The sequence below is a fragment of the bacterium genome (assembly GCA_021372535.1).
Lineage (GTDB): Bacteria > Latescibacterota > Latescibacteria > Latescibacterales > Latescibacteraceae > JAFGMP01.
Genome location: JAJFUH010000220.1, coordinates 1 through 22,849, shown reverse-complemented (window position 1 = coordinate 22,849; position 22,849 = coordinate 1). Strand labels below are relative to the sequence as shown.

At 51.1% G+C, this 22,849-nt stretch carries 14 protein-coding genes and 1 pseudogene; 6 read left to right on the top strand and 9 right to left on the bottom strand.

What is annotated here, in order from left to right:
• The first annotated feature begins 103 nt into the window (after nt 1-103).
• Nucleotides 104-1,975: a tRNA uridine-5-carboxymethylaminomethyl(34) synthesis enzyme MnmG gene (gene mnmG / locus LLG96_19190; GenBank protein MCE5252330.1), complete on the top strand. Its 1,872-nt coding sequence runs from the start codon at nt 104-106 to the stop codon at nt 1,973-1,975.
• Nucleotides 1,972-2,874 carry a DMT family transporter gene (locus LLG96_19185; GenBank protein ID MCE5252329.1) on the top strand — a complete coding sequence of 301 codons (903 nt, stop codon included), beginning with the start codon at nt 1,972-1,974 and terminating at the stop codon, nt 2,872-2,874. Before mnmG ends, LLG96_19185 begins: the two co-directional genes overlap by 4 nt.
• Before the next feature lie 1,742 nt (nt 2,875-4,616).
• Here the strand turns inward: LLG96_19185 and LLG96_19180 are convergent.
• Nucleotides 4,617-4,739, bottom strand: a pseudogene (locus LLG96_19180) (M23 family metallopeptidase).
• A gap of 737 nt (nt 4,740-5,476) precedes the next feature.
• Between LLG96_19180 and LLG96_19175 the strand changes: the two are divergent.
• Both LLG96_19175 and LLG96_19170 read left to right on the top strand, forming a co-directional pair.
• Complete coding sequence (locus LLG96_19175) at nt 5,477-7,360, top strand: peptidylprolyl isomerase (protein MCE5252328.1); 1,884 nt, start codon at nt 5,477-5,479, stop codon at nt 7,358-7,360.
• Between the two features lie 697 nt (nt 7,361-8,057).
• Nucleotides 8,058-10,229, top strand: coding sequence for a hypothetical protein (locus LLG96_19170; protein ID MCE5252327.1), 2,172 nt, complete (start codon nt 8,058-8,060; stop codon nt 10,227-10,229).
• A 161-nt stretch (nt 10,230-10,390) separates the two neighbouring features.
• Here the strand turns inward: LLG96_19170 and bshC are convergent, their stop codons facing one another.
• The 4 genes from bshC to LLG96_19150 are packed head-to-tail and all read right to left on the bottom strand — an operon-like array spanning nt 10,391 to nt 15,703.
• On the bottom strand, nt 10,391-12,004 hold the full coding sequence (gene bshC, locus LLG96_19165; protein ID MCE5252326.1) for a bacillithiol biosynthesis cysteine-adding enzyme BshC: 1,614 nt from the start codon (nt 12,002-12,004) through the stop codon (nt 10,391-10,393).
• Complete coding sequence (locus LLG96_19160) at nt 12,001-12,747, bottom strand: class I SAM-dependent methyltransferase (GenBank protein MCE5252325.1); 747 nt, start codon at nt 12,745-12,747, stop codon at nt 12,001-12,003. The genes bshC and LLG96_19160 overlap by 4 nt, the downstream gene beginning before the upstream one ends.
• Entirely contained in the window at nt 12,747-13,535 is a 789-nt protein-coding gene (locus LLG96_19155; protein MCE5252324.1) for an SAM-dependent chlorinase/fluorinase, read from the bottom strand. The genes LLG96_19160 and LLG96_19155 overlap by 1 nt, the downstream gene beginning before the upstream one ends.
• Nucleotides 13,536-13,540: 5 nt before the next feature.
• Complete coding sequence (locus LLG96_19150) at nt 13,541-15,703, bottom strand: adenylate/guanylate cyclase domain-containing protein (GenBank protein MCE5252323.1); 2,163 nt, start codon at nt 15,701-15,703, stop codon at nt 13,541-13,543.
• A gap of 405 nt (nt 15,704-16,108) precedes the next feature.
• Here LLG96_19150 and LLG96_19145 point away from each other — a divergent pair, with 405 nt between their 5' ends.
• Entirely contained in the window at nt 16,109-16,846 is a 738-nt protein-coding gene (locus tag LLG96_19145; protein ID MCE5252322.1) for a hypothetical protein, read from the top strand.
• Nucleotides 16,847-17,114: 268 nt separating this feature from the next.
• On the top strand, nt 17,115-18,668 hold the full coding sequence (locus tag LLG96_19140) for a methylenetetrahydrofolate reductase C-terminal domain-containing protein (GenBank protein ID MCE5252321.1): 1,554 nt from the start codon (nt 17,115-17,117) through the stop codon (nt 18,666-18,668).
• On the opposite strand, the gene LLG96_19135 is transcribed toward LLG96_19140, so the two are convergent.
• The 4 genes from LLG96_19135 to LLG96_19120 all read right to left on the bottom strand — a co-directional run.
• On the bottom strand, nt 18,665-19,624 hold the full coding sequence (locus LLG96_19135; protein ID MCE5252320.1) for an MBL fold metallo-hydrolase: 960 nt from the start codon (nt 19,622-19,624) through the stop codon (nt 18,665-18,667). The genes LLG96_19140 and LLG96_19135 overlap by 4 nt on opposite strands.
• The gene (locus LLG96_19130; protein ID MCE5252319.1) at nt 19,621-20,427 is read right to left on the bottom strand and encodes a methyltransferase domain-containing protein; all 807 of its coding nucleotides are present in this window, start codon (nt 20,425-20,427) and stop codon (nt 19,621-19,623) included. The genes LLG96_19135 and LLG96_19130 overlap by 4 nt, the downstream gene beginning before the upstream one ends.
• 103 nt (nt 20,428-20,530) lie before the next feature.
• On the bottom strand, nt 20,531-21,538 hold the full coding sequence (locus LLG96_19125) for an aspartate-semialdehyde dehydrogenase (GenBank protein MCE5252318.1): 1,008 nt from the start codon (nt 21,536-21,538) through the stop codon (nt 20,531-20,533).
• A gap of 281 nt (nt 21,539-21,819) precedes the next feature.
• The coding region (locus LLG96_19120; GenBank protein MCE5252317.1) for an aspartate kinase at nt 21,820-22,849 on the bottom strand (1,030 nt) is incomplete at its 5' end.

The window sequence follows — 22,849 nt, the reverse complement described above, 5'->3', positions numbered from 1 at the left end:
AGTTCCCGGAATGTCAAGTACAATAACCGTCTTTTCTCTGTGCCTGTTATAAACTTATGAGTCCGATTCGCTGCAGACAAATGAGCTGGGGGATTTTTTCACGATGAACGATTATGATGTCATAGTGGTCGGCGCCGGTCATGCGGGGTGCGAAGCCGCGCTTGCATCCGCACGGATGGGGTGCAGGACGCTCCTCCTGTCGATATATCTCGATACCGTGGCCCACATGCCCTGCTCGCCTTCTGTCGGCGGACTGGGAAAGGGACACCTTGTCAAGGAGATCGATGCGCTCGGCGGCGAGATGGCGAAAATTACCGATCTAACCGCCATCCAGTTCCGTATCCTCAACACGAGCAAGGGACCGGCAGTCCAGGGCACGAGAACCCAGAACGACAAGGCGCGGTACCGTGTGCTCATGAAGCAGGTGCTCGAGCGCCAGCCGGGTCTCGAACTGAAACAGGCCCTCGTCGAGGAGATACTTGTCGGGGACGGCAGAGTTATCGGCGTGCGTGACAACATCGGTGCGGTTTTTACCGGAAAGGCGGTCGTACTGACCGCCGGAACCTTCCTCCACGGGCTTGTGCATATCGGGGAAACGAGGATCCATGCGGGCAGAGCGGGCGAGTTCCCCGCGGACGGCCTCGGCGACAGCCTCGCTAAGCTGGGATTCGTTATCGGGAGAATGAAAACGGGAACCCCGATGCGTGTCAGGAGGGGTACGATCGATTTCACTGCATTTACCGAGCAGCGGGGTGACGATGTCCCGCGTCCCTTTTCGATGTTTACCGAATCGATTCCACTTCCGCAGGTATCCTGTTATATAGGCCGCACCCATCCGCGAACCCATGAGGTCATAACCCGAAACATCAGCCGCTCGGCGCTCTACAGCGGAGCAATCAAAGGCGTCTCCGCCAGGTATTGTCCATCCATCGAGGACAAGATAGTCAAGTTTCCCCACAGGGATTCTCATCAGATCATCCTCGAACCGGAAGGACTCGACACCGAAGAAATCTACGTGAGCGGAACGGGGAATTCTCTGCCGTACGAGATTCAGATTGAGCTGCTCCATTCGATACCCGGACTCGAAGAAGCCGAGATTATGCGGCCCGCATACGCCATCGAGTATGACTTCATCCAGCCCACACAGCTCATGCCCACGCTCGAAACCAAGCTCGTCGGGGGATTGTATCTCGCCGGACAGGTCAACGGGACATCGGGCTACGAAGAGGCCGCCGCACAGGGTTTATGGGCCGGAATCAATGCCGCGCTCGGGGTGCAGAAACGCGAACCCTTCATTATGGACCGCTCCGAGGGATACATGGGAGTCATGGTCGACGACCTCGTGACACGCGGCACGAACGAGCCGTACCGGATGTTTACCTCACGGGCCGAGTACCGCCTCCTCTTCCGTGAGGACAACGCCGATCTCCGTCTCCTCGAAAAAGGCTGCGAGCTCGGCCTCCAGACCCGCGCAAACCTCGAAAAACTCAGGGAGAAGCAGCTGCTCATTACGAGTGAGCTGGCGCGGCTCGAACGGACATGGATAAAGCCTTCAATAGCCGTCAACGCTCTCCTCACGGAACGTGACTCCACACCCCTCGATGAAGCGGCCTCGCTCGCCCAGCTCCTGAAACGGCCGGAACTCATGTACGACGATATCGGTAAAATCGATGAAGTCCCCGCCGGTCTGCCCGCCGGGGTCAGGCGCCAGGTCGAGATTCAGTGCAAATACGAGGGATACCTGAAACGTCAGGAAGCCGAGGTCAGAAAATTCAAAAACCTTGAAAAGATGAAGCTTCCCGTCGATATCGATTACTGCTCGATTCCCGGAATTTCAACGGAGCTCAGTGCAAAACTGAGCGTCATCAGGCCGTTATCGCTCGGGCAGGCATCACGCATACAGGGAATGACCCCCGCCGCGATCTCCATCCTCATGGTGTGGCTGAAACGGCACACCGCGGAAAAAGACCGATGAAATCGGCATGGGTGACATTCGCCGTACTATCTGCAATTTTTACCTGCCTGCGGCAGATCCACATAAAGAACAAATGCAGCGCTTACCCCTCGGAAATTGTCATACTCGTGACACGCCTGTGCGGTGCGGTTATCCTGCTGCCTTTTGCGGTCATCGAGGGGATTACCATAACGCGGATTCCGGTTTTCGCCGGATTCACCGCCCTGACCGTGCTCATCACAGCGTTTGCCACGGTCATACAGATTGCGCTTCTCCAGCGCGAGGACATATCACGCTCGGTGCCCTACCTGAGCTTTATCCCGATTTTCATGATTCCCTGGAGCCTGCTCATGCTCGGGGAACTCCCCGGTAGTATTGCCTTCCTGGGCATCATGCTCACCTGCGCGGGGTCGTACATAATCAACCTGACCGGAACATCTGGACCGCTTTTCGCTCCGCTCGCATCGATTTTCCGCGAACGGACATCACGGCTCATGCTTGTGGTTTCCATGTGCCTCGCGTTCAACACCGTATGCGATAAAATCGCGATAACGGCGTCATCGGCATTTTCCTATGTCTACGTGTGGTCGGTGTCGTCGACGGTTGTCATGGCGATCATCTGCCTGAAAAACAATCCTGTCCGACGGATCGCAGAAGCCCTGACCGACCGTCACGTGTATATTCAGGGCCTTTTCTGGGTTGGCGGATATTCATGCCAGATGTTCGCCATCGGTGCTGCTTTCGGGGTTGAATCGGGTACGACATATGTGCGGGCGCTCACCCTGCTCAATATCCTCGGTACCGTGGTATTCGGAGGCACGATGTTCCGTGAAAAAAATCTGCTCAGGAAGAGCCTTGCCACTATTCTCATGGTGGGAGGATCGATTATTATCGTTTTATCCTCGAAAATGATTCGCTAAACCAGCACCTAAAACCATCATTGTGCTATTTTAAATTCCCACGATCGGGTTTTCGCATTCCCGACCCTGTCTGTCACCGTTATCTCGGCCGTATGGGAACCGGTCTGGAGATCATCGTGTATGCGATAGGAGACAGTATTGGCTTCATAATCGTACTCGCCGTACACGGGAATGCCATCGATACTCATGGCTATGCTGTTCGATCCCGCTATACCGGCGCCCCTGTCTTCGATATATGCCCTCAGGTTAGGACGGTGGGAGTGGATGACTCCTCCCGGGCGGGGCTCGAGGACACGGACATAGGGAACCGTGGTGTCGCAGAGAACGGCGATTTTCCCCGGGGATTTGATGACCCCGTTAAAAACGAGCCCGCTGCGCTGATCCGATAGAAAATGCCATCCGTTGCCATTGGACGATATGAACAGCGCCGAACCAACCGGCGGTTCCGTGTCGAGTGTCAGGCTCACCGATGCATTTCCCTTTATCGGCGAATCGCCCCAGACCACTCTGTAACCTTTCGTGACACATACGAGGCCGTTCGAGGATTTTACATCGACCGTGTCGATATACACCGGAGCGGGCCGGTACAGAGCTGCGGGTTCCACGGTCATGGTGAAGAGACTGTCCGGAGCCGATACCTTTACGGGGACACGTGAGCCGGCAACGGTGAATTCCAGCGGGATGATTTTCCATACCGCATTGAGGGACCGGTCGTACGCCGATACTTTGATACGCATGGTTGTATGTCCGGTTTTCGGAAGGGGAATCGATGCTGTCCATGAGGTCGGACTTTCGGGAACGGAGCTGAAAAAACCATCCATGACATGACCGTTTTCCTCGACCGTGACAATCGGAAGCGAAGCCAGTATCGCGGGAGCGGTGATACGGACAATAATGCAATCATGGTGAAGCTCCGGGATCACCGTGATTCCGCCTTGTTCTTCCGTATGATTAAGGGATTTGGTACCGTTTATCCCGAAAATGGCAGGCAGCGACCTGACCGAATCTTCCCCGACAAGAACAGCCTTGAATGTTTTCCCCGCTCCCCTTGAAACAGGCTCCTTGATAGCACAGTGCGACTGTCCGACAGGGTAGTTCCTGACAAAAGTCCACGTGTTTCCGGACTCAAGATTCCAGAGATCGACTCCGGCGAGACGGCCTGACGGATGATCGCCGACAATGACCATGGAGCCGTCGCCATCGTACCCGCAGGATATGAAAGCCGGCCGTTCACCAAAAAGAACAGGAAATGAAATCGTTTTCGTATTGTTTGAGTAATCACGTGCCGTTACGGTGATGGTATGAGAACTCGTCAGTTCGGGAAGTGTGACGGACAGGACACCATTGCCCTCATAGAAATCGACCGCGTTTCCCTCCCGTCTGAACAAAGCCGACAGATAACCGTTGCCGCCCCAGGGAGAGCCGTCGAGATAATCGAGTGCTCCGCACCCGTTGAAATCATATGATATTCTGCTGTACCGTTTCGAAAATACCTGTGTCGAATCGACACTGAGCGACAGGGTATAAACACCGACAAGATTCTGAGAGTTATTCGTTCTGTCCCATACCGAAACAGCGATGCCGATCCTGCCGAAGAGAACAGGCATTATGGTTTTCAGGGATTCAGGCTTGAACTGTTTTGCAACCGGGAAACCATCCACCGTCGAGGCGTTGTCGAGGGGCATCAGCGCGATCGCCGTAAAGAAAGGAGGAATGGTATCCCTGACCGTAAAACCAATATCGAGCGGATTCAACGGCTGATTGCTGCTGTCGCGGATTTCGAAATGGAGGTGCGGACCTCCGCTCCCCGTATCACCGGAGTATGCAACGAGCTGCCCTTTTGTGACACGGTGTTCGCCTGATTTAAACCACACATCCACATCGTAGGATTTTTCCCTGATACGTGTGTTGAACAGGATGTCCTCGATTTCCGGTGTAAAACCTGAAAGGTGCGCATAAACAACACTTTGTCCGGAATCGAGATTGATATACATCATTTTTCCGTAACCGAAGGGTGATGTACGGATTCGTGAGATATAGCCGTCGCCGAACGCATACACTTCCTTTCCCGTGACTCCTCCGGAGCGCAGGTCGACGCCATAATGAAACCTGCCGGGTCTCGGTTCTCCGAATGATGATGTAATGCTCGGGGGAGAATCGATGGGCCAGATCAATTCCTCGGCGAAGGGAGAAACAACCGTCGAAATGAGCGCGGCAACGGTAAAAAGGAAAATGGGAAGAATATTTCCGGGAAATCGGTTTCGAGGCAAACAGTATAAGTTTTTACCTATAGAGAGTATGGTCCGGACAGTCATTCTTTTATTTATGTGTGAAGAGGAAAAAACCGAAATGAGTATACGGTACACCCGCCATAATATAACAATGGGGTTTCCGTGGGCAAGTTATTTCATTCTTTATGATGTAAAGAAGAAATGATGTTATGTTTTCGCGAACGGGCAGGTGGTAATTCCACGGCAGCAGATGAACTGTTTGCGGGTATAAATTTTATTTGATTTACCGTCAATAATTCAGTAAATTACTTTATTAACCGTAAAATGGTTTGCAAAAACCTGAAATCAACATATATCGAGGAGCCGCTTTAATGTTAAAAACGCTGAGAACAAACACCAAATCAATTATGATCATTGTATCTGTGTGCTTTGTCGCCATGATGGTTTTTGCGTGGGGTATGGATATTACAGGCAGACGGTCACGGATGCAGACAGGTGTAGTCGGAGTCATAAACGGCCAGAAAATAAGTACCGATACTTACGGCACCATTATTCAGAATCGCCGTCAGAGTCTGGGTGAGCAGCAGCGCTCGGATTACGTGACTGAGCGGAGGCTCCATTCCGAGGTCTGGGAAGAAATTGTGAACCAGACCATCATTGCCCAGGAAATAAAAAAACGTAAAATATCCTTCACCGACCGTGAGCTGCTCAGCTTCATACTCTCCAATCCTCCGCAGGTTGTGTATCAGGTGCCGCTGTTCCAGGAAAACGGCACGTTCAGTATCACCAAATACCAGTCATTTGTCAGTAATCCCGATAACTATAAAAATCCGCAGACTGCCTCGCTCATGCAGTATCTTGAAACCCAGGCAAAATCGACATTACCGTTTCTGAAGTTTCAGGAAATGGTGACCGGTGGCATTCTGATTCCCGATGTCATGGTTCGTGACCGCTGGCTCCAGGAGAACGAGAAACGCACCATCGATTGGGTGTTTATCACTCCCGCCCGTTTCAATAATGCCGTCCTGACTCCCAGCCAGCAGGAACTCGAGGCCTATTACAACGAGCATAAAAAGGATTACGAGCACCAGGAGCTGCGGGCGGTCGATGCAGTATTATTCGAGCTTGTAACGAGCGAACAGGACTCCGCGGATGTGCTGGAGCGTATCAGGATGCTCGCGCAGCGCGCGAAAAGCGGCGAAAACTTTGCCGATCTGGCGAACGGATATTCGGAAGACCCTGGCAACAGGGGAGCTCAGAATACTTCACAGGGCGGCGATCTCGGCTGGTTCGGCAGAGGCATGATGGTGAAGACATTTGAGGATGTTGCATTCGGCCTTAAACCCGGCGAGGTTTCCGATCCCCTGCTCACACAGTTCGGGTATCATATCGTCAAAGTCGATTCTGTTCAGTACAAGGTCGATGCGAAGGGGAAACCCACCAATGAAATCGAAAAGATAAAAGCCGCCCATATTCTTCTTAAAATCGAACCGTCCGCCCGCAGCCGTGAAAAGATGGAAAACGGTGTAAAAGCCTTTTACGATGCGGTAACGACCGGAAAAAAGGATTTTACGCAGCTTGCTCAGGAAACCGGTCTCACCGTTAACCGGTCGCAGCCTTTTAACCGGGATGCAACATATATCAGTAATGTCGGGCCGTTTGCCGAGCTTCTTGCGAAACGGGTGTTCAACTCCAAAAAGGGGGAGATACTTCCCATATACTACACTGATCAGGGAGCTTATGTAGTTCAGGTTGCTGAAATAGTGCCTGCAGGGATTCCCTCCTTCCAGGATGTGATGTCGCGGGTGACGCAGGATGTGCAGCGTAAAAAACGCATGGAACTTGCCGAAGAGGCAATCAATGGCATGTATCAGCGCGTCAAGTCCGGTATGAGCATCGAGGAAGCGGCTATGGCCTCATCAGATTCGACATTGAAATTCACCGCTCGGACCAGTACGCTGACCCGTGTTGAAAACGTGCCCGGACTTGGCAGCATGAGTCCTCTGACTGCCGCTGCTTTTAACCTTAAAACTGTCGGCGAATGTACCGAGCCCGTCAAAACGGACCTGGGAGTCGGCATTGCGGTTTTAAAGGAAAAGCAGCCTGTCGATGAGGCACAATATCAGAGCGAAAAGGAAGAGTTACGCGAACGCATGAAACGTGACAGCCAGGAAAAGGTTCTCACGAGAATCGTCGAAGAGCTCCGTAAAAAAGCCAAGATTGTCGATGACAGATATATGTACTATAATTTGTAACAAGGACTGCACCGGATTATCGTTCGAGCCGGAAAGTTATTGAATCAATAGAAATCCTCTCTTTCACTCCCGCAGGGTGAAGGAGAGGATTTTTTTCGTGATAATTGTATAGGAAACACGGAGAACTGTTATTAATAACTTCTCCGGGTAATTCGTAAAAAAGTTCCGAGAAAACATCCCATTATTATCTACTTTGAATCCCCTTTAAACCCCTTTATTCCACGATTCGCTGCGCTGCATCGTCACAGATCGGATCAAGGTACAAGCTCACATTCATGAATCGATCTGTTTAAAAATATCAGCAAAAATATTCTCATTATTTTCAAATTTTGTGATCTGTATCACATTTTAATCTCAAAAGCCACTATATTAATAACAGTACTATTCATAATATAATCATGGTAATAGGTTTGTTATCGAATTATTGGATAATAATCTGTAATTATATGTACCTCTGTACCACCATGATTTAAATAATTGAAATATTTGACAGGTATATTCATTCAACGGATACAATCATGAAAATGATTATTCTGTTCAACGATAAAAAAGATATTCATCACTGACTCGACAAGTACCCCCTTCGAAGATGTGCTTTTCTTCTCGCATTGGAGGCCGTACGATATAAACTGATAATATTCTCTCAGGGGAGGAGCGCTTTCATGATTACGCTCCTCCTCTTTGCGGAGGATCAAGAATGAAGAAATGTATTGTTGTATTTGTACTGTTCATTTTTTTTTCAGAATTCTTAAATGCCGAATCGCTTTGGACATCATGGCATAAATCTCCGATAGTTCTCTCCATAGCATTCGAGGATGATATTGTCTGGTGCGGGACAGAAAATGAAGGTGTTATTGCCTATAACAAAACAACCGGAACGCAGAGATTGTATACTACCGATGATGGCTTGTTCAGCAACACCGTTACCTGTATTGCTGTTGATCATAATGAAGTAAAATGGTTTGGGACCAATAATGGCCTATCTCGTTTTGATGGTTCTACATGGGATAAATTTATTTCCCAGCCTGTCAGCGATATTGCGATAAGTAATACAGGCGCCTTGTTTGGTCTCACTACCTTAGCAGGTTTGTTTACTATTGACGGTAGTGAATGGAGTACCGTTAAGAAAGGCAATTTCAATTGTATTTTAATAGATGAGAAAGATACAATATGGTTGGGAAGCAAAGAGAGTATGGGGAATAATTATATTCTTCGTATTGACGGTACCGAAGAAACGGTAATAGGTAAGGATACATTTATTCAATACAATCCCATAGAAGACATGGCATATGATTCTATTGGCAACAAAATATGGTATGTTACATCAAAAGGATTCTATACATACAACATCGATTCTGATACCGTTATAAAACCTGATTTGCATACAGTATCATACCAACGTATTGTGATCGATCACAATGGGACCGTTTGGATTGGTAACGATGATGGACTGAAAGAATACCGGGATGGGACTCTTTATGATCACCAGATTGTTACCAGTCCCTATTATGGCAAAGTATGGTCTTTGAATTGTGATAATAACGGTATTATCTGGATTGGGACAAGAGGTGGATTATATAGTATCGATGGTAGTATAGCAGAGAGGCATCTTTCATGTATTTATTCGGATGAGGTTATGTCAATCGTTATCGATAATGAAGGTAAAATCTGGTGCTCACATTCAGATGATTCTTCTACTCTTGTTTCCTGTTTTTATAGGAATATCTGGAATGTTGGTCTGGCAGGACTCGGTGAATTTCTCTGTGTTGACAAAAATGGTACAATATGGAGCCATCGAGGTTCAACTCTATTTAAATACAACGGGGCAGTATCCAAATATAATATAGTATATGAAGGGGTATTCGATGACGGTAGTGATCAATCAGTTGGAGATATACAAAATATTTATATCGATGGCACTATTATCTGGGGTGTTTCATACACTATACCAATGGATTCCGGCAGCGGATTCTGGTGGATTGACATGAGCGATACCGACAACTACAAATATGATGATAAACAGGGATATTACGTCATCCCCGGCCATGCAATATTTAAGGCTGATTGTACTGACTTTGCGGTGGATTCAGCTAAAAATTTCTGGATCGGAACAATATATAACGGGTTGTATAAATATGACGGCACTACTTTAACCCGGTATTCAGAAGCTGAGGGTCTGTCGGGCAATTCTATTAGTTCCGTTGAGGTCGATCGGAATGATAATGTATGGTTTGGTGTTTTACATCCAAGACCGAGAGAAGAAAAAAGTTTCTCGTCTCTATACAGTTTTAATGGCATTACATTTACAGAATATACGGCAGAAAACAGCGGTCTGGAAAAAGCTCAAATTTACAGCTTGGCCTGCGACCACAACAACACTAAATGGATCGGAACCGATGCCGGTGTGGTTCGCTTCGGCGGCGAGACATGGACCACATTCAACACACAGAACAGCGGCCTCTGTGACAATAAAGTCAACGCCATCGCGGTCGAGAAAAACAACACCATCTGGTTCGGCACCGACAACGGCGTTTCGAGGTACACCGGTGAAATGATAACAACCTCGGTGGATGAAAACACAACAATCCCGCAATCGCTGCTCCTCATCCGTTCCTACCCCAACCACTTCAACCCATCGACAACCATCGGGTTCACCCTGCCGGAAGCCGGTTCATCGACCCTCATCATATACAATATAGCCGGGCAGAAAGTGCGCGGGCTTGTTGCGGAGAGTATGACAGCGGGACGGCACACTGCCGTATGGGACGGCAAAGACGACAGCGGAGCTCCGGTCTCGGCGGGCATCTACTTCACCCGGTTGACCTGCGGCAGGCGGACAGCGACGGGGAAAATGGTGATGGTGAAGTGAAACCGTGATACATGGTAAAACACACAAATCATCGTTATCAAACCGACCATGAAAAACCGTCAACCCGGATAATTCAAAAATATCACCCTTAAAAATTCTGCATTTTTTATCCGCGTAAATCAGCCCAATCCGCGCAAATCCGCGTTCCATTTATTCCTGTCTCACGAATCCCCGGAATCCTCGGGAAACACAAGCCGGTGATGTTCCTCGCCGGGACTGGTAAGATTCATCAGCTCACAAATCCCGTCCTCACCGAGCATCATGAACGCGGCATCGCTTCCGAACCAGCGTTCCTGCGACTTTCCACCGGGCTGGAGAGCATATACCGCAGCGGCAAACCGCTTTTCGCTTACAGCCGCCGAGGCCTTGTGGGCACGCAGTGCGCGCTCCCTGAGACCATCGAGAATATGGAGCACTTTCCCCTTTTCCTTTTCCACCGATTCGATAAGCGTCCGGTCGAGTACTCCCAGGCTCTGACCCAGACCGGAGAAACCCTCCGCAATTGAGCGGTCGAGATCGTCGAATCGTTTCTGTATCTTTTCGGGGAAACGTTCCGAGGCATATTCCGACCGTATACGGTCAATGTCTTCGAACAGGAGCGCCAGGGGAATCCCTTCCTTCTGCGAAATCCGCTCGACACGCCGGTCGACCAGGGTGAACGACGCTCTCGGCCAGACAATCGAGCCGTCCACCCCGAAAAATTCATAGAGCGGGGCGGTCTGTTCAAGATATCGACGTTCTCCCGGGCCGCCTATGAGCGCCGCAACCGGAAATACCGCATCCTGGCATACCGGCCGCAGTGCTGCTCCGGGGCTGAACCTTCCCGGTGCCGATTTGAGTATCTCATGGAGCTCCGCAGTCGAAAAAATTCGCTCTCCCGCACGGAAATTCGTCCCGTCATGGAACAGCGGATGGCGTATGCCTTCGAGCTCCATGAACAGGTTGGTCGAACCCTCGGGCTTGCGGAGAGCCTTTCTGCGGTTACGGGAGCTTTCGATCTTTCCGGCTTCTTCGTTGACAAGCGATGCCGATACACGGGGGTTGTCGATCTCGGCGGCCATGATATTCCCGAAAAGCTCTTTGACGCCCTTCCACCGGGGATCGACGAGAATGAGACCGGATGATGCGCACATCCGCGCCATCTGCGCCGCAAAAGCGTCGCTCCACAAAACTCCCGGCCTCCATGATGAACGGATAATCTCAAGGTAACGGTCTGCACGGTCGCCAGGCGGCAGCGTTCCGGCAAGGAGACTGATGGCGCTCTCGATGCCTTCGTCGATGGTAATCTCGCCGACCGGCATGCCTTCGCGATACGGGGAAGGCGTATATTCGGCGCGGAGCACGCTGCCGTCCGGTGTTCTCAGGCCGATACTCCTGACCTCTTCGAAATCGTGGTCGTCCGAGGCTATCCAGAAAAGGGGAAGAACCCGCCTGCCGGTGGCGTCTGAAAGACGTGACGAAAGACACACCGCATGGAGCGCCTTGTAGAGCGTATAGAGCGGACCGCCGAACAATCCTGCCTGCTGTCCCGCAGCAACGAATACCGTTCCGCTGCCGATCGAGTCGACAGCCCCGAGCGTTGAGCTGTCCGCGCCGATGCGCTCATTCTCCCTGCGGAGAATCGCTTTGACCTCATCGAGGGGATAACGGGACTGGTCGATGGTGTTTACCCGGCGCACGAGGGTTTCCCAGCCGGGCGCATCCGCATCGGAGGGAATGACGGCGGGCGGTGGTGTCCGGGGAAAGAAGGTAACCGCATCGACCGCTTTGATCATTGGAATCCCCGCTGTTTGAGGCCGTGAATAATCATTCGCGGAGATGTTTCGCAGTACGGTTCGCCATTTACCGAGCCCAGAATGCCCAAAATGGTAAGCCCCGCATCGCGTAACAGGCCGAGCAGTTCATCGGGGTCATAGAGCCGGACGGATTCCCTGAATTCCTGCGTATGTTCATCACAGCAGAGAACAATGGTCTTCTCGATCCGCCGCGATGCCTTATCGATCCGCCGTTTCTCGGTGATTCTCATCCCTTCCTTTTCCCGTACCGATTCCCCGACAAGTCCCGAAATTACCTGTGGAGGATTGAGATAGTCAATGAGATACCGCCCGCCGGGCTTGAGTATCCGCTCCATGGACCGGATAAATTCCGCGTTTTCTTCGTCGGCAAAATAGCCGAACGATGTGAAGAGATTGAGCACGACATCGAACGACTCCCCGCGGAAAGGTATGTTCCGGGCATCGGCGCAGACATAGAGGGGATATTCACTGTCCGGCGGCCTGCCATCCACGGCGATTCTGAGGAGCGGCATGGAATAGTCCAGCCCGATAACACGGCACCCCGAAAGGACAAGCGGCACATCATGCCGTCCCGGACCGCAGCAGAGGTCGAGAATCAGATCGTTCTCCCCGAGATCGAGAATTTTACGGATTAAAGCAATTTCCTGTTCGGCTTCACGGATGTCACGGTGTTCGTAGACAAGGAGATATTCCTCGCCGAACCACCGCTTGTACCATTCCATCACGATTTCCTCACGCTGACCTTGCATCCCTTTGCCGTCATGAAGTACGATGCGGCGTTTCCTTCGTTCATCGATATCTCGAGGTGACCCGATGAACCGAAGAGGGCGAGCGGCGAACCTTTCGGAACCTCGCTGTAGTGGTCCATGATTTTCTGGAAACGTTCCGGGCCGAAAAAAATCTCAGCGTTCTGTCTGCCGATGAACGATTTGAACGAATGCCGGGAAATATTGGTGATAAGGTTTCCGAACGAGTCGATGGCAATAACCTCGCCGATAAGCACATTGCCTTTGTAGGTGATTTCCGGAAAATCCAGCTTTTTGAGCCGTTCGACAACCGGCCCGACATCGCCGAAATTCTTTCCCGAAGACAGGTGCCCGGCGCACGGTGCATAGACATCACGGCCGTGAAAGGTACTCGATATTTTATCGAGTATAAAGGGCGGGTTAGTGATTTCCCGGATTTCGTTCGGTTTCGTTTTTTCGAGAACCATGGCGAAAATCCCATTATCGGGGCCGATGAAAATAGAACGGTCGGTTTTCAGCGCGACATTCTTCCGCTGACCACCGACCTCGGGATCGACAACGGCCACATGCACGGTGCCCGCAGGAAAGTATTCGAACACCCGTGCGAGTGTAAATGCAGCATCGATGATATCGTGAGGAGCGATATCGTGGGTAATATCGATGACGGTGACATTCGGATTCGAGCTGTACAGCACTCCCTTCATGATACCCGCATAAGGGTCTCTCGTTCCAAAATCCGTGGTGAGTGTTACAAGCCCCGACATGATCATTATTTTGTCCTCATGGTGAAGATACCGTCCCAGTCGTCCGCAGGAGGATTATCGAGATATTCGGTGCACCGTTCGAGATATACTTTTGAGGGCCCGTCCTCGGAATCGACGGCAAGAGCTTCTTTAAAGAGGTTGATGCCATCCTGCCACCGGCGCTCTTTGTAGGCAACGATTCCGCTGTTATAGGCATCGATCACCCGCTGTTTCGTTTCATCGATCCCTTCGGATTTTCTGGCGATAATCTCGTGGACTTTGACTCCCTCGGTTTTTCCTTTTACCCGGATGAGATCGAGCTCGCGGGTTATAATTTCGTTTTCTGCCATCTTTCGTGTCGCTTCGCTGCACATTATATAGGTGCTGTACACCTTGTTCGCCCCCTCGAGCCGTGAGCTCAGGTTGACGTTATCGCCCATGACGGTATAATCGAAAATCTCACGCGAACCCATGTTCCCGACAACCATCACTCCCGAATTGATACCGACACGGGCACGGAGTTCAGCCCGCCCTTCCTCTTTCAGTTTTTTACGCATTTCGACAAGCTTCTTCTGCATCTCGATGGCGGCAAAACACGCCTTGACCGCATGATCATCGTCGGGGAGCGGCGCCCCGAACTCTGCCATGATGGCGTCGCCCTCATACTTGTCTATGATGCCGTCGTACTGCAGAACGATATCGGTCATCGCGGTGAGATATTCGTTGAGAAGCTCGACGAGCTGTGTCGGGGTAAGACTTTCCGATATGGTGGTGAATCCGGCCACATCACTGAAAATAACCGTCATGATCCGTTCCTCGCCTCCGAGCGTGAGCATGCCCGGGTCTTTCAGGAGCTCGCTGACAACCTTTCCGGGAACGTAATGGGCAAATGCGCCGCGGATCATGGCTTTCTGGCGGCGCTCTGTCAGGAAGTTGTATGTCACGGCGCTCAGGTACATGAGAACCACCGTGGCAAAGGAAGGCGCCACGATGGGAATAATGAGCCTGTTGAAAATAAAGAGCAATAAGGCTGCTCCGGAAAAAAGAATGATGAGCAGGAGGGAGAGAAACAGCGCGGTGAATCCTCTGAAACGAAAGTTTATAAACGCGGTGATAATTGCCATGATTATGATAAGAAGCACACTCTGCCAGTACTTGAGCGGTATAAGAAAACGGTTGTCGATAATCGTCGAGGCGATGTTCTTGTGAATATGGACACCGTACATGGGAAGCTCGGATGAGCTGAACAGTTTTGTGCCCAGGTAAAACGGGGTTGATTCCCAGTCCTTCGATTCGGGGAAATTGGCGCCCACGAGGACGACCTTATCTTGGAACACCCCGGATTGCATAAGCGCTTTAATACCCGTATCGCTCTCATTGTCGAGCACCTGTTCGTACGAAATATATCCGTTACTGTTGGCGTAATTCTGTTCATCCATACAATAGTTTATGTACATGGAATTGCCACTGTCGAGGGGAATGATTCTGTCGCCGACATGGACGAGATGTTTATCGGTGTCGATCCATGCTGTGTCGGCATCCATGGCGAACATGGCGGCTTTGAGGGCGAAGGAATACTGCCATTCCATCTTCGGATCGGTGTCATCCTGCAGGAGCTGGGCGCGCCGTACGAACTTGTCCGAATCGAGCACCATGTCGACAAATGCCAGCTGCCGCGGAAACTGAAACATCTCGATCGGAAGGGGAGGTTCGCCGACCGAAGTGGTAGTGGCTTTCCCGGTTTTCACCTTCTGCTTGCGCGCAATTATGGTATTGGGGTACATGAACAGGGCGTCCATAAGCATCGAGTCAACGGCGGACGGTGCCGCTTCGAGACTCATGGTATAGTTATCGGTAGTCTTTTTCCCCGTATAGGTGAGAAACAGAATATCGAACAGTACCGCCTTCGCGCCGGCATTATAGAGGTTCTCGATCAGTTTCACGTGATAGTTGCGGGGAGGCACACCGATGAGTCCCAGAAGATCGAGCGTCTGGGGATCGATGCCGACAATGACAACTTTATCGGTATAGTCCTCGATTCCCCGTATACGGAATCGCATGTCATAGGTGGTGTATTCCGTTTTTGCAAAAAACTCAAGCCGGTCCAGAAGAATAACAACAACAATAGTACCCAGACATATCAGAATGTACGCAAGATACGTCACGAAATTTTCTTTTTTCGAAGCCATGGCGTCAGTCTTTCGTTTATGGGTGATCTGTCATTGTTCCACAAACCCGCACTATCAGTAAAGTACACGTGTAAATGCTTCCTGTCAAGGATGTTGGATGTTCATGAGCATTAAAAATGCAGGGCAGACGGAAATATTGGGAAAAACTGCCGGGATATCAGGCCGTCCGATGATAAAAAAAGCTCTTGTATAGCTGTCAAAGACATGTAAATCGGCACAACGTGCTGACTGACGAAAGTATTATCCTGCAGACGGTATTCTTATCCGGATTTTTAAGCTTGCTTTTGGGTTCCAAAGGTTTTTTATTATGGTATGGAAAATATATGGATTATTATATGTTTCATATGTAATTATTTTTTGTTGTAAATGTATGTTTTAAACTAAGAAAGGTGACAGGTGTCGAACATGGGCAGAGAAGACGAAATCATTTCCAAACGTGAAATCCCCTACCCCTATTCAATCGATCCCGACGAGTTGATCGAACGTTATGAAAAATGTTATGTTGCGGCAATTCACGATGTTTTGAGCAATAAATCTCTCAAAGGAAATCTCGGGCTGCCAGCCATGTGGCTTGGTCCCGAAATCAAGTGCAGAACGAAGGAAATGGGCCGAAGCGTAGTCGCGGGATTTGCTTTCACAATCCAGTGGCTTAAGGACCCGAGCCCGGACGAACGAACTTTACCCGCCGAGAAGATGCTCAGCTCATACTTCAGGAATGCCATTCTCGTTGTCGATACCGGAGGAGACCCGGAGGCCGGTTATCTTGGTGAGCTCAATACGAATGCCATGATGCGGAATGGCGTGAGAGCATCGGTCATTGACGGCGGCGCAAAGGATACCGGTTTCGTGAAACTCATGGATTTCCCCGTGTTCTGCAAGTTTTCGAGTCCCGTTGACGCTTACGGCAACAACCGTCTCCGCGGCTGGCATCTCCCCATTCTGATCAACGGAGTAAAAATCGAGCCGATGGATGTGATAGTCGGGGACAGCGACGGCGTCATTGTCGTGCCGAAAGCCGTTGCCGAGGAAGTGATTGTCAAGCTCGAAGCCCGGAGAGATTTTGAGACGAGTATCCGCGAGCTCATCAAATCAGGCATGACACCGGAGGAAGCCGCGAAAAAAATGGGCGCCCAGCAGCTGTAAAATACCGCTGATTAATTCAGACTGACTGCCCGGTTCACGGGAGGTTTTACATCTGCATAACTGTTTCCCCCTTTCATCCGGCGAATGGAGATCGGGTTATTTTCCGTGTCTGTAAATGATAAAAAGTGGAAGGGGTATACAGTTTTCTTATACGGCGGTTTCTGCCCTTTGGGTTGAGCCGCCGTTTTTTATTGAACAACTGGTCAGAAAAATGTATTTTACTTCGATACTCGAATACATTCACCGTACATCATCATGAGGTTTACGGATGGCAGACACAACCAACACATTTCAGCACCTCATTGAAAACACGGACACGTTTGTCATAACCTGCGAACATATTCCCGGCAGGGTATCGCGCGACAAAAAGCTCGATGAAATAATCGCATTTGCAGGGAAATGCCATGAATCGGGGCTCGTGCATGCCCTGACCCTCACCGATAATCCCGGCGGGGCACCAGCCATCTTTCCTGATTTCCTTGCTGCGGAGATCGAAAAGACCGGCATTCCGGTTATCGTCCACTTCAGCGCCAAAGACATGAACCGCAACTTGGTCGAGTCGAGAGCGCTCGCCCTCGACCGCATGGGTATCAGGAACGTGCTCGTCATGAGCGGCGACTACCAGGCTCTGGGTCAGGCCGGTCTTCCCATGCCGGTGTTCGATAACGATCCCATCCACATTCTGACAATGCTCACCCTCATGAACAAGGGCTGGCGTGTTGCATTCCCCGACCGCTCGCTCGAAGAGTGTCCCAGAACGGACTTTTTCCACGGCGCCGTTGTGTCTCCGTTCAAGTTCACCGAGCCGGGGATTCTGCTCCAGTTTTACAAAATGGAGATGAAAGCCCGTGCCGGTGCCCGCTATTTCGTTACCCAGCTCGGATTCGATGCGGCCAAGCTCCGGGACCTGAAATCGTACCGTGAAACGCACAACATCAAACTGCCCGTCCTCGGCAGTGTGTTCATTCTCAGAAAGGGTGCTGCCGGAGCCATGCACCGCGGCGAGATTCCCGGCTCTTTCATCACGGACGAGTTCTGGAATGTCATCTGTAAAGAGGCCGAAGAGAGCGACAAGGGCCGCGCCGCCTCGCTCGAACGAGCTGCGATGCACGTGGCGGTGCTCATGGGTCTCGGATACCGCGGGGCTCACATCGAGGCGATGATCCTCAAGTTCGACATGGTCGAAACCATCCTCGGCCGGGCGAACGAACTGAAACCGCAGTGGGAGGAGTGCGCCGAAAAACTCGCATTCGCACCCGGAGGCTCTTTCTACCTCGGAAAAACCGGCGCCACTGCGCGTTCAAAAGCGACGGGAAAACTCAGGAGCGGCTGGCCGGTCTATCTGGTCATGCGCATGCTCCACAAGCTCCTGTTCACCAAAACCGGCGGATTGAGCGGTCTCATGCGCGCAGTCTCACGGGTGCTCGACCGGGTCAAACCGCTCGGTTTCCTTTCACATCTGGCAGAATGGATAACGAAAATCGCTCTGTTCGACTGCCGTGACTGCGGCGACTGCGCCCTCCCCGAACTCCAGTTCCTCTGTCCGCAGTCCCAGTGCCCAAAGCAGGAGCGGAATGGCCCCTGCGGCGGGTCGAGGCTCGATGCATGCGAGGTCTACCCCGACCGTCCCTGTGTCTGGAACCGTGTGTACACGAGGGCGAAAGCCTACAACGAGCTGGAAGGCCTCCGCACAACCATCATCGGCCCGCGCGACTGGAAACTCCAGAAAACATCCGGCTGGGTGAACTTTCACCTCAATTACGATCACACGGGTTATGATTATACGGAGTTTTTTAACGCGCCGGAACGGAAAACAGATTAGACATCGAGCACGAGACCGTCGTACGATGTGACAATCGACAGCCCGTTGCCGGGGAATTCATGCTCACGATTCTTGAGGTATTTCCGGGCATCGAGGTAGGATTTGGCAATCTGTGTATCGTTGCTTTCGGGGTCGTGGTGAAAGAGGACGAGCTTACCGACCGAGGCGCTCAGAGCCAGATCGACTCCGATAACCGCGGTCGAGTGACCGTAATTCTCTTTTTCAACGGTCTGTTCGAGCGTTGCATACATCGCATCGAAAATCAGCACATCGGAGTCTCTGAAAAAGTCAACATATCCGTCCAATCCCTCATTGTTGGGGTCGTTGTATTCGCCGTCCGTGGCGAAAACCAGGCACCTGTTCCCCGCATTAATACGGTATGCATACGAGCCGCCGGGGTGATGAAGCCCTTTGTTGGAGACGGTGAATGCGCCCACGGTCACTTTCTCGCCGCTCGAAAGCTGATGAAACGTGACGGAGGAGCTCATCTCATCCATCGTTATGGGAAAATGGATACGATCCATCTGCTGCCCGAAACGCTCCTTGAGGCCGGGATGCACACCATAGATATGGATATCGGCGCGGCCTGCTAAAGCCGGAGCGAAAAAGGGGAATCCCATGATGTGATCCCAGTGGGTATGCGTCTGGAAAATGTCGATACGGCTGCCAGGGGTAAAACCGCTTTTCATCATGCTGTGGCCGAGAACTCTCATTCCCGAGCCGCAGTCGAATATGAGGTGCTCGTCACCCTCGGTAACCTCGATACAGGGCGTGTTTCCGCCGAAGGTCATTGCATGGGGAAGAGCACTGTTGTCGAGATATTCATCAACAGCCATTTCATCACTGAGGTCGATATCACGGGCGTTCATGAGCAGGCGTTTTGCTTTTATTCTGAACTCCGCTGTATCCATCGGTGTCGGGAGCGAGCCTCGTGTTCCCCAGAATGTTACCCTCATGCAGCCTCCCCTTCGAGAGTTTGGGCAAGTATCAGCATACGGTCGTGATTAATATCAAACTGCTCCCCGTTAAATCCGCCAAAAACAGCTTTTATTCTGAATCCGGCTGCCTCAAGGAGCATTGCGAGTTCCGTATATGAATAGAGACGTATGGAGTGATGATAACTTCTTTTCCTGTGTTTGTCAATAACTGTCACATCAATTTCGGAACGATTCAGCACCGGATCGAACCACTTGTTCTCAAGAATGACCGCATCACCGTGCTCAAACCACTCTTTCCGCGTATTGAACCGTAATACGAAGTCACGGTTGACGAGATCGATGAGAAACAGACCCCCCGGCTTGAGCGCTTCGGCAATCGAGGCCAGCATGGTATAATTGTCGCGCTCCTCTTTAAAATATCCGAAAGAATTGAACATATTGATAATGCAGTCGAATTCATGACGGAACGGCAGCGCTCTGGTGTCACAGCGGACGAGACGGGGTCCGCCCGTCATCCATGCTTTCAGATTGTTCCGTTCATGTTTGTCCGTTTCCCCCACAGCCTTCCTGAAACGGCGTTTCAATTCCCGGAGCATGTATTCGGATAAATCACAGCCCACTACGGGAATGCCGCGTCCCGCAAGCGGCAGGAGATGACGGCCATATCCGCAGCCGGCATCCAGAAGACGTGTTCTCCGGCCAAGGTTCAAGACCTCACAGAGAAACTCGACCTCACGGGCGGTATGCTCCTGTATATCGATAAGGAGATAATCGGGTCCGAAATAATCCTCATACCAGGGTTTTTTGCTGACACGGGACATGGCTGTTTTCTGATAAATAGATACATCCGGATTAAAAGGGCAACAAAAAATATTTAAGAGTTACGCTTAAAAAAACCGGGTGCTTTTATTGCACCCGGGATGTTTATGAAATAAATAATTCGGCTATCTGGACTGCATTGAGAGCGGCGCCTTTCCGCAGGTTATCGGAAACAATCCACATATCGAGCGCACGCTCGTGGGAGATATCCTCCCGGATTCTCCCTACGAAAGTCGCATCCTTGCCTTCCGCTTCACATGCAAGCGGGTATACCTGATTGACCGGATCATCCATTACGGTGACACCCGGCGCTTTTTTAAGGATCGCTATCGCCTCGTTCCTCGTGAGCTTGCGTTCGGTTTCGATATTAACGGACTCCGAATGGCCCGTAAAAACAGGCACGCGAACAGTTGTTGCGGTGACCGCTATCGTCGGGTCCATCATGATCTTTCTGGTCTCGTTGACCATCTTCATTTCTTCTTCGGAGTAAAAGTTACTACCGAAGGCGTTTTTCTGAGGAATCTGGGGAATACAGTTAAACGCGATCCTGTGAGGAAAAACCGAACGTTCGGGAGCCACGCCGTCAAGAACAGCTCTCGACTGGTTTTCGAGCTCTTTTATCGCTGCAATACCGGCGCCGGAGACAGCCTGATAGGTCGAAACCACAATCCGCAGTATCCGTGCGACATCATGGAGCGGCTTCAGCACAACCACCATCTGTATCGTCGAACAGTTGGGATTTGCGATAATTCCGTGATGTTTGAATGCCTCGTGCGGATTGACTTCCGGAACCACGAGGGGAACATCCTTGTCCATCCTGAAAGCGCTCGTATTGTCGATGATGAGCGCTCCGGCTTTTATCGCCGAGGGAACGTACCACTTCGACACCGAGCCTCCCGGAGAGCTCAGCACGAGCTCGCCCTTCTCGAATGAATCGAGCGCAAGCTCCTCGACCTCGATATCGTTGCCCCTGAATGACAGGGTTTTACCCACACTTCTCGATGACGCCAGCAGACGAATCCTGTCAACCGGGAAGTTCCGTTCCTCCAGTATCTTCAGCATCGTGCGGCCAACATTCCCCGTGGCGCCGGCCACACATACATTAAATCCCATTCTGTGTACTCCTGTGTTTCACTGTGCTCTATTGAGAGGGCGATGAAAAAGTGTCTTTTTCATGAGCCCGATAACGAAATATGTCATCCGTTTAATGTCAAGTGCATGTAAATCGGTACTCTGTGCCGACCTTTGACAACTTTTATCCATGGTCACGGTACACTTTCACCACATTTCTAAAGGATAAAAGATTTTTGCGGAACCGGCCCCGTTTATGAATAAACCTGAAGCGGCACTTTCACAGGTTTTCACTCCGGCAGCCGGCCGGTGATGAGTGCGGATTATCCCCCGAGCTCGAATGCGTCGTGGAGGGCCCGTACGGCATCTCCTGCCCTGTCTTTGGAGACAACAACCGATATCTTGATTTCCGATGTGCTGATCATTTCGATGTTGATATCATGATCGGCGAGCGCCTGGAACAACTTCATTGCAACTCCTGCATGAGAGCGCATTCCGACACCGACTACGCTGATTTTGGCGATATCTTCATTGCAGGTGACCTCTTCCGCTCCGATGCTGTTTTTTATCAGTTCAGCCAGCGCATTGGTCTTTTCGATATCCTCGGTGGATACGGTGAACGACAGATCGGTAAACCCGTCGGCGCCGATATTTTGAATAATCATGTCAACATTGATACCCTTTTCCGCCAGCATTGTAAAAATTCCGGCGGCGACACCCGGCTTATCCGGAACGTGCCATACGGTGAACTTGGCTTCATCAAGGTTGTGTGCTATACCCCGTACAAGCACCTGTTCCATTGAACTATCCTCCTCCTTTATTATAGTACCAGGAATTTCATCGTGGGCAAGAGCCACCAAAAGCCTGACGCCGTATTTATTTGCAAGCTCGACAGACCGTGTCTGGAGTACTTTTGCTCCCATGCTTGCCAGTTCCAGCATGGCCTCATAACATATGATATCGAGTTTCCGTGCATTGGGTACGATTCGGGGGTCAGCGGTATAAACGCCATCCACATCCGTGTAAATTTCACAGATTTCCGCTTTGAGCGCATACGCCAGTGCAACAGCGGTGGTGTCCGAGCCTCCCCTGCCGAGCGTGGTGATCTCGTTGTCATCTCCGATACCCTGGAATCCCGCGACAATAACTATCCGGCCCTTTTCCAGTTCCTCCTTGACACGGGTAGCCTTGATATCCGTGATACGGGCCCGACGGTGGGAAGAATCGGTGATAATCTCGGCCTGCGGTCCGGTAAGCGAAATGGCATCGTATCCCATCGCCTGTATCGCCATCGAAAGCACCGCCATCGATATCTGTTCCCCGCTCGACATGAGCATGTCCATTTCACGGTCG

Bases quoted from the DNA above. Each gene is read 5' to 3' on its own strand.
- mnmG (MCE5252330.1), top strand. From the start codon at position 104: ATGAACGATTATGATGTCATAGTGGTCGGCGCCGGTCATGCGGGGTGC.
- LLG96_19185 (MCE5252329.1), top strand. From the start codon at position 1,972: ATGAAATCGGCATGGGTGACATTCGCCGTACTATCTGCAATTTTTACC.
- LLG96_19175 (MCE5252328.1), top strand. From the start codon at position 5,477: ATGTTAAAAACGCTGAGAACAAACACCAAATCAATTATGATCATTGTA.
- LLG96_19170 (MCE5252327.1), top strand. From the start codon at position 8,058: ATGAAGAAATGTATTGTTGTATTTGTACTGTTCATTTTTTTTTCAGAA.
- bshC (MCE5252326.1), bottom strand. From the start codon at position 12,004: ATGATCAAAGCGGTCGATGCGGTTACCTTCTTTCCCCGGACACCACCG.
- LLG96_19160 (MCE5252325.1), bottom strand. From the start codon at position 12,747: ATGGAATGGTACAAGCGGTGGTTCGGCGAGGAATATCTCCTTGTCTAC.
- LLG96_19155 (MCE5252324.1), bottom strand. From the start codon at position 13,535: ATGTCGGGGCTTGTAACACTCACCACGGATTTTGGAACGAGAGACCCT.
- LLG96_19150 (MCE5252323.1), bottom strand. From the start codon at position 15,703: ATGGCTTCGAAAAAAGAAAATTTCGTGACGTATCTTGCGTACATTCTG.
- LLG96_19145 (MCE5252322.1), top strand. From the start codon at position 16,109: ATGGGCAGAGAAGACGAAATCATTTCCAAACGTGAAATCCCCTACCCC.
- LLG96_19140 (MCE5252321.1), top strand. From the start codon at position 17,115: ATGGCAGACACAACCAACACATTTCAGCACCTCATTGAAAACACGGAC.
- LLG96_19135 (MCE5252320.1), bottom strand. From the start codon at position 19,624: ATGAGGGTAACATTCTGGGGAACACGAGGCTCGCTCCCGACACCGATG.
- LLG96_19130 (MCE5252319.1), bottom strand. From the start codon at position 20,427: ATGTCCCGTGTCAGCAAAAAACCCTGGTATGAGGATTATTTCGGACCC.
- LLG96_19125 (MCE5252318.1), bottom strand. From the start codon at position 21,538: ATGGGATTTAATGTATGTGTGGCCGGCGCCACGGGGAATGTTGGCCGC.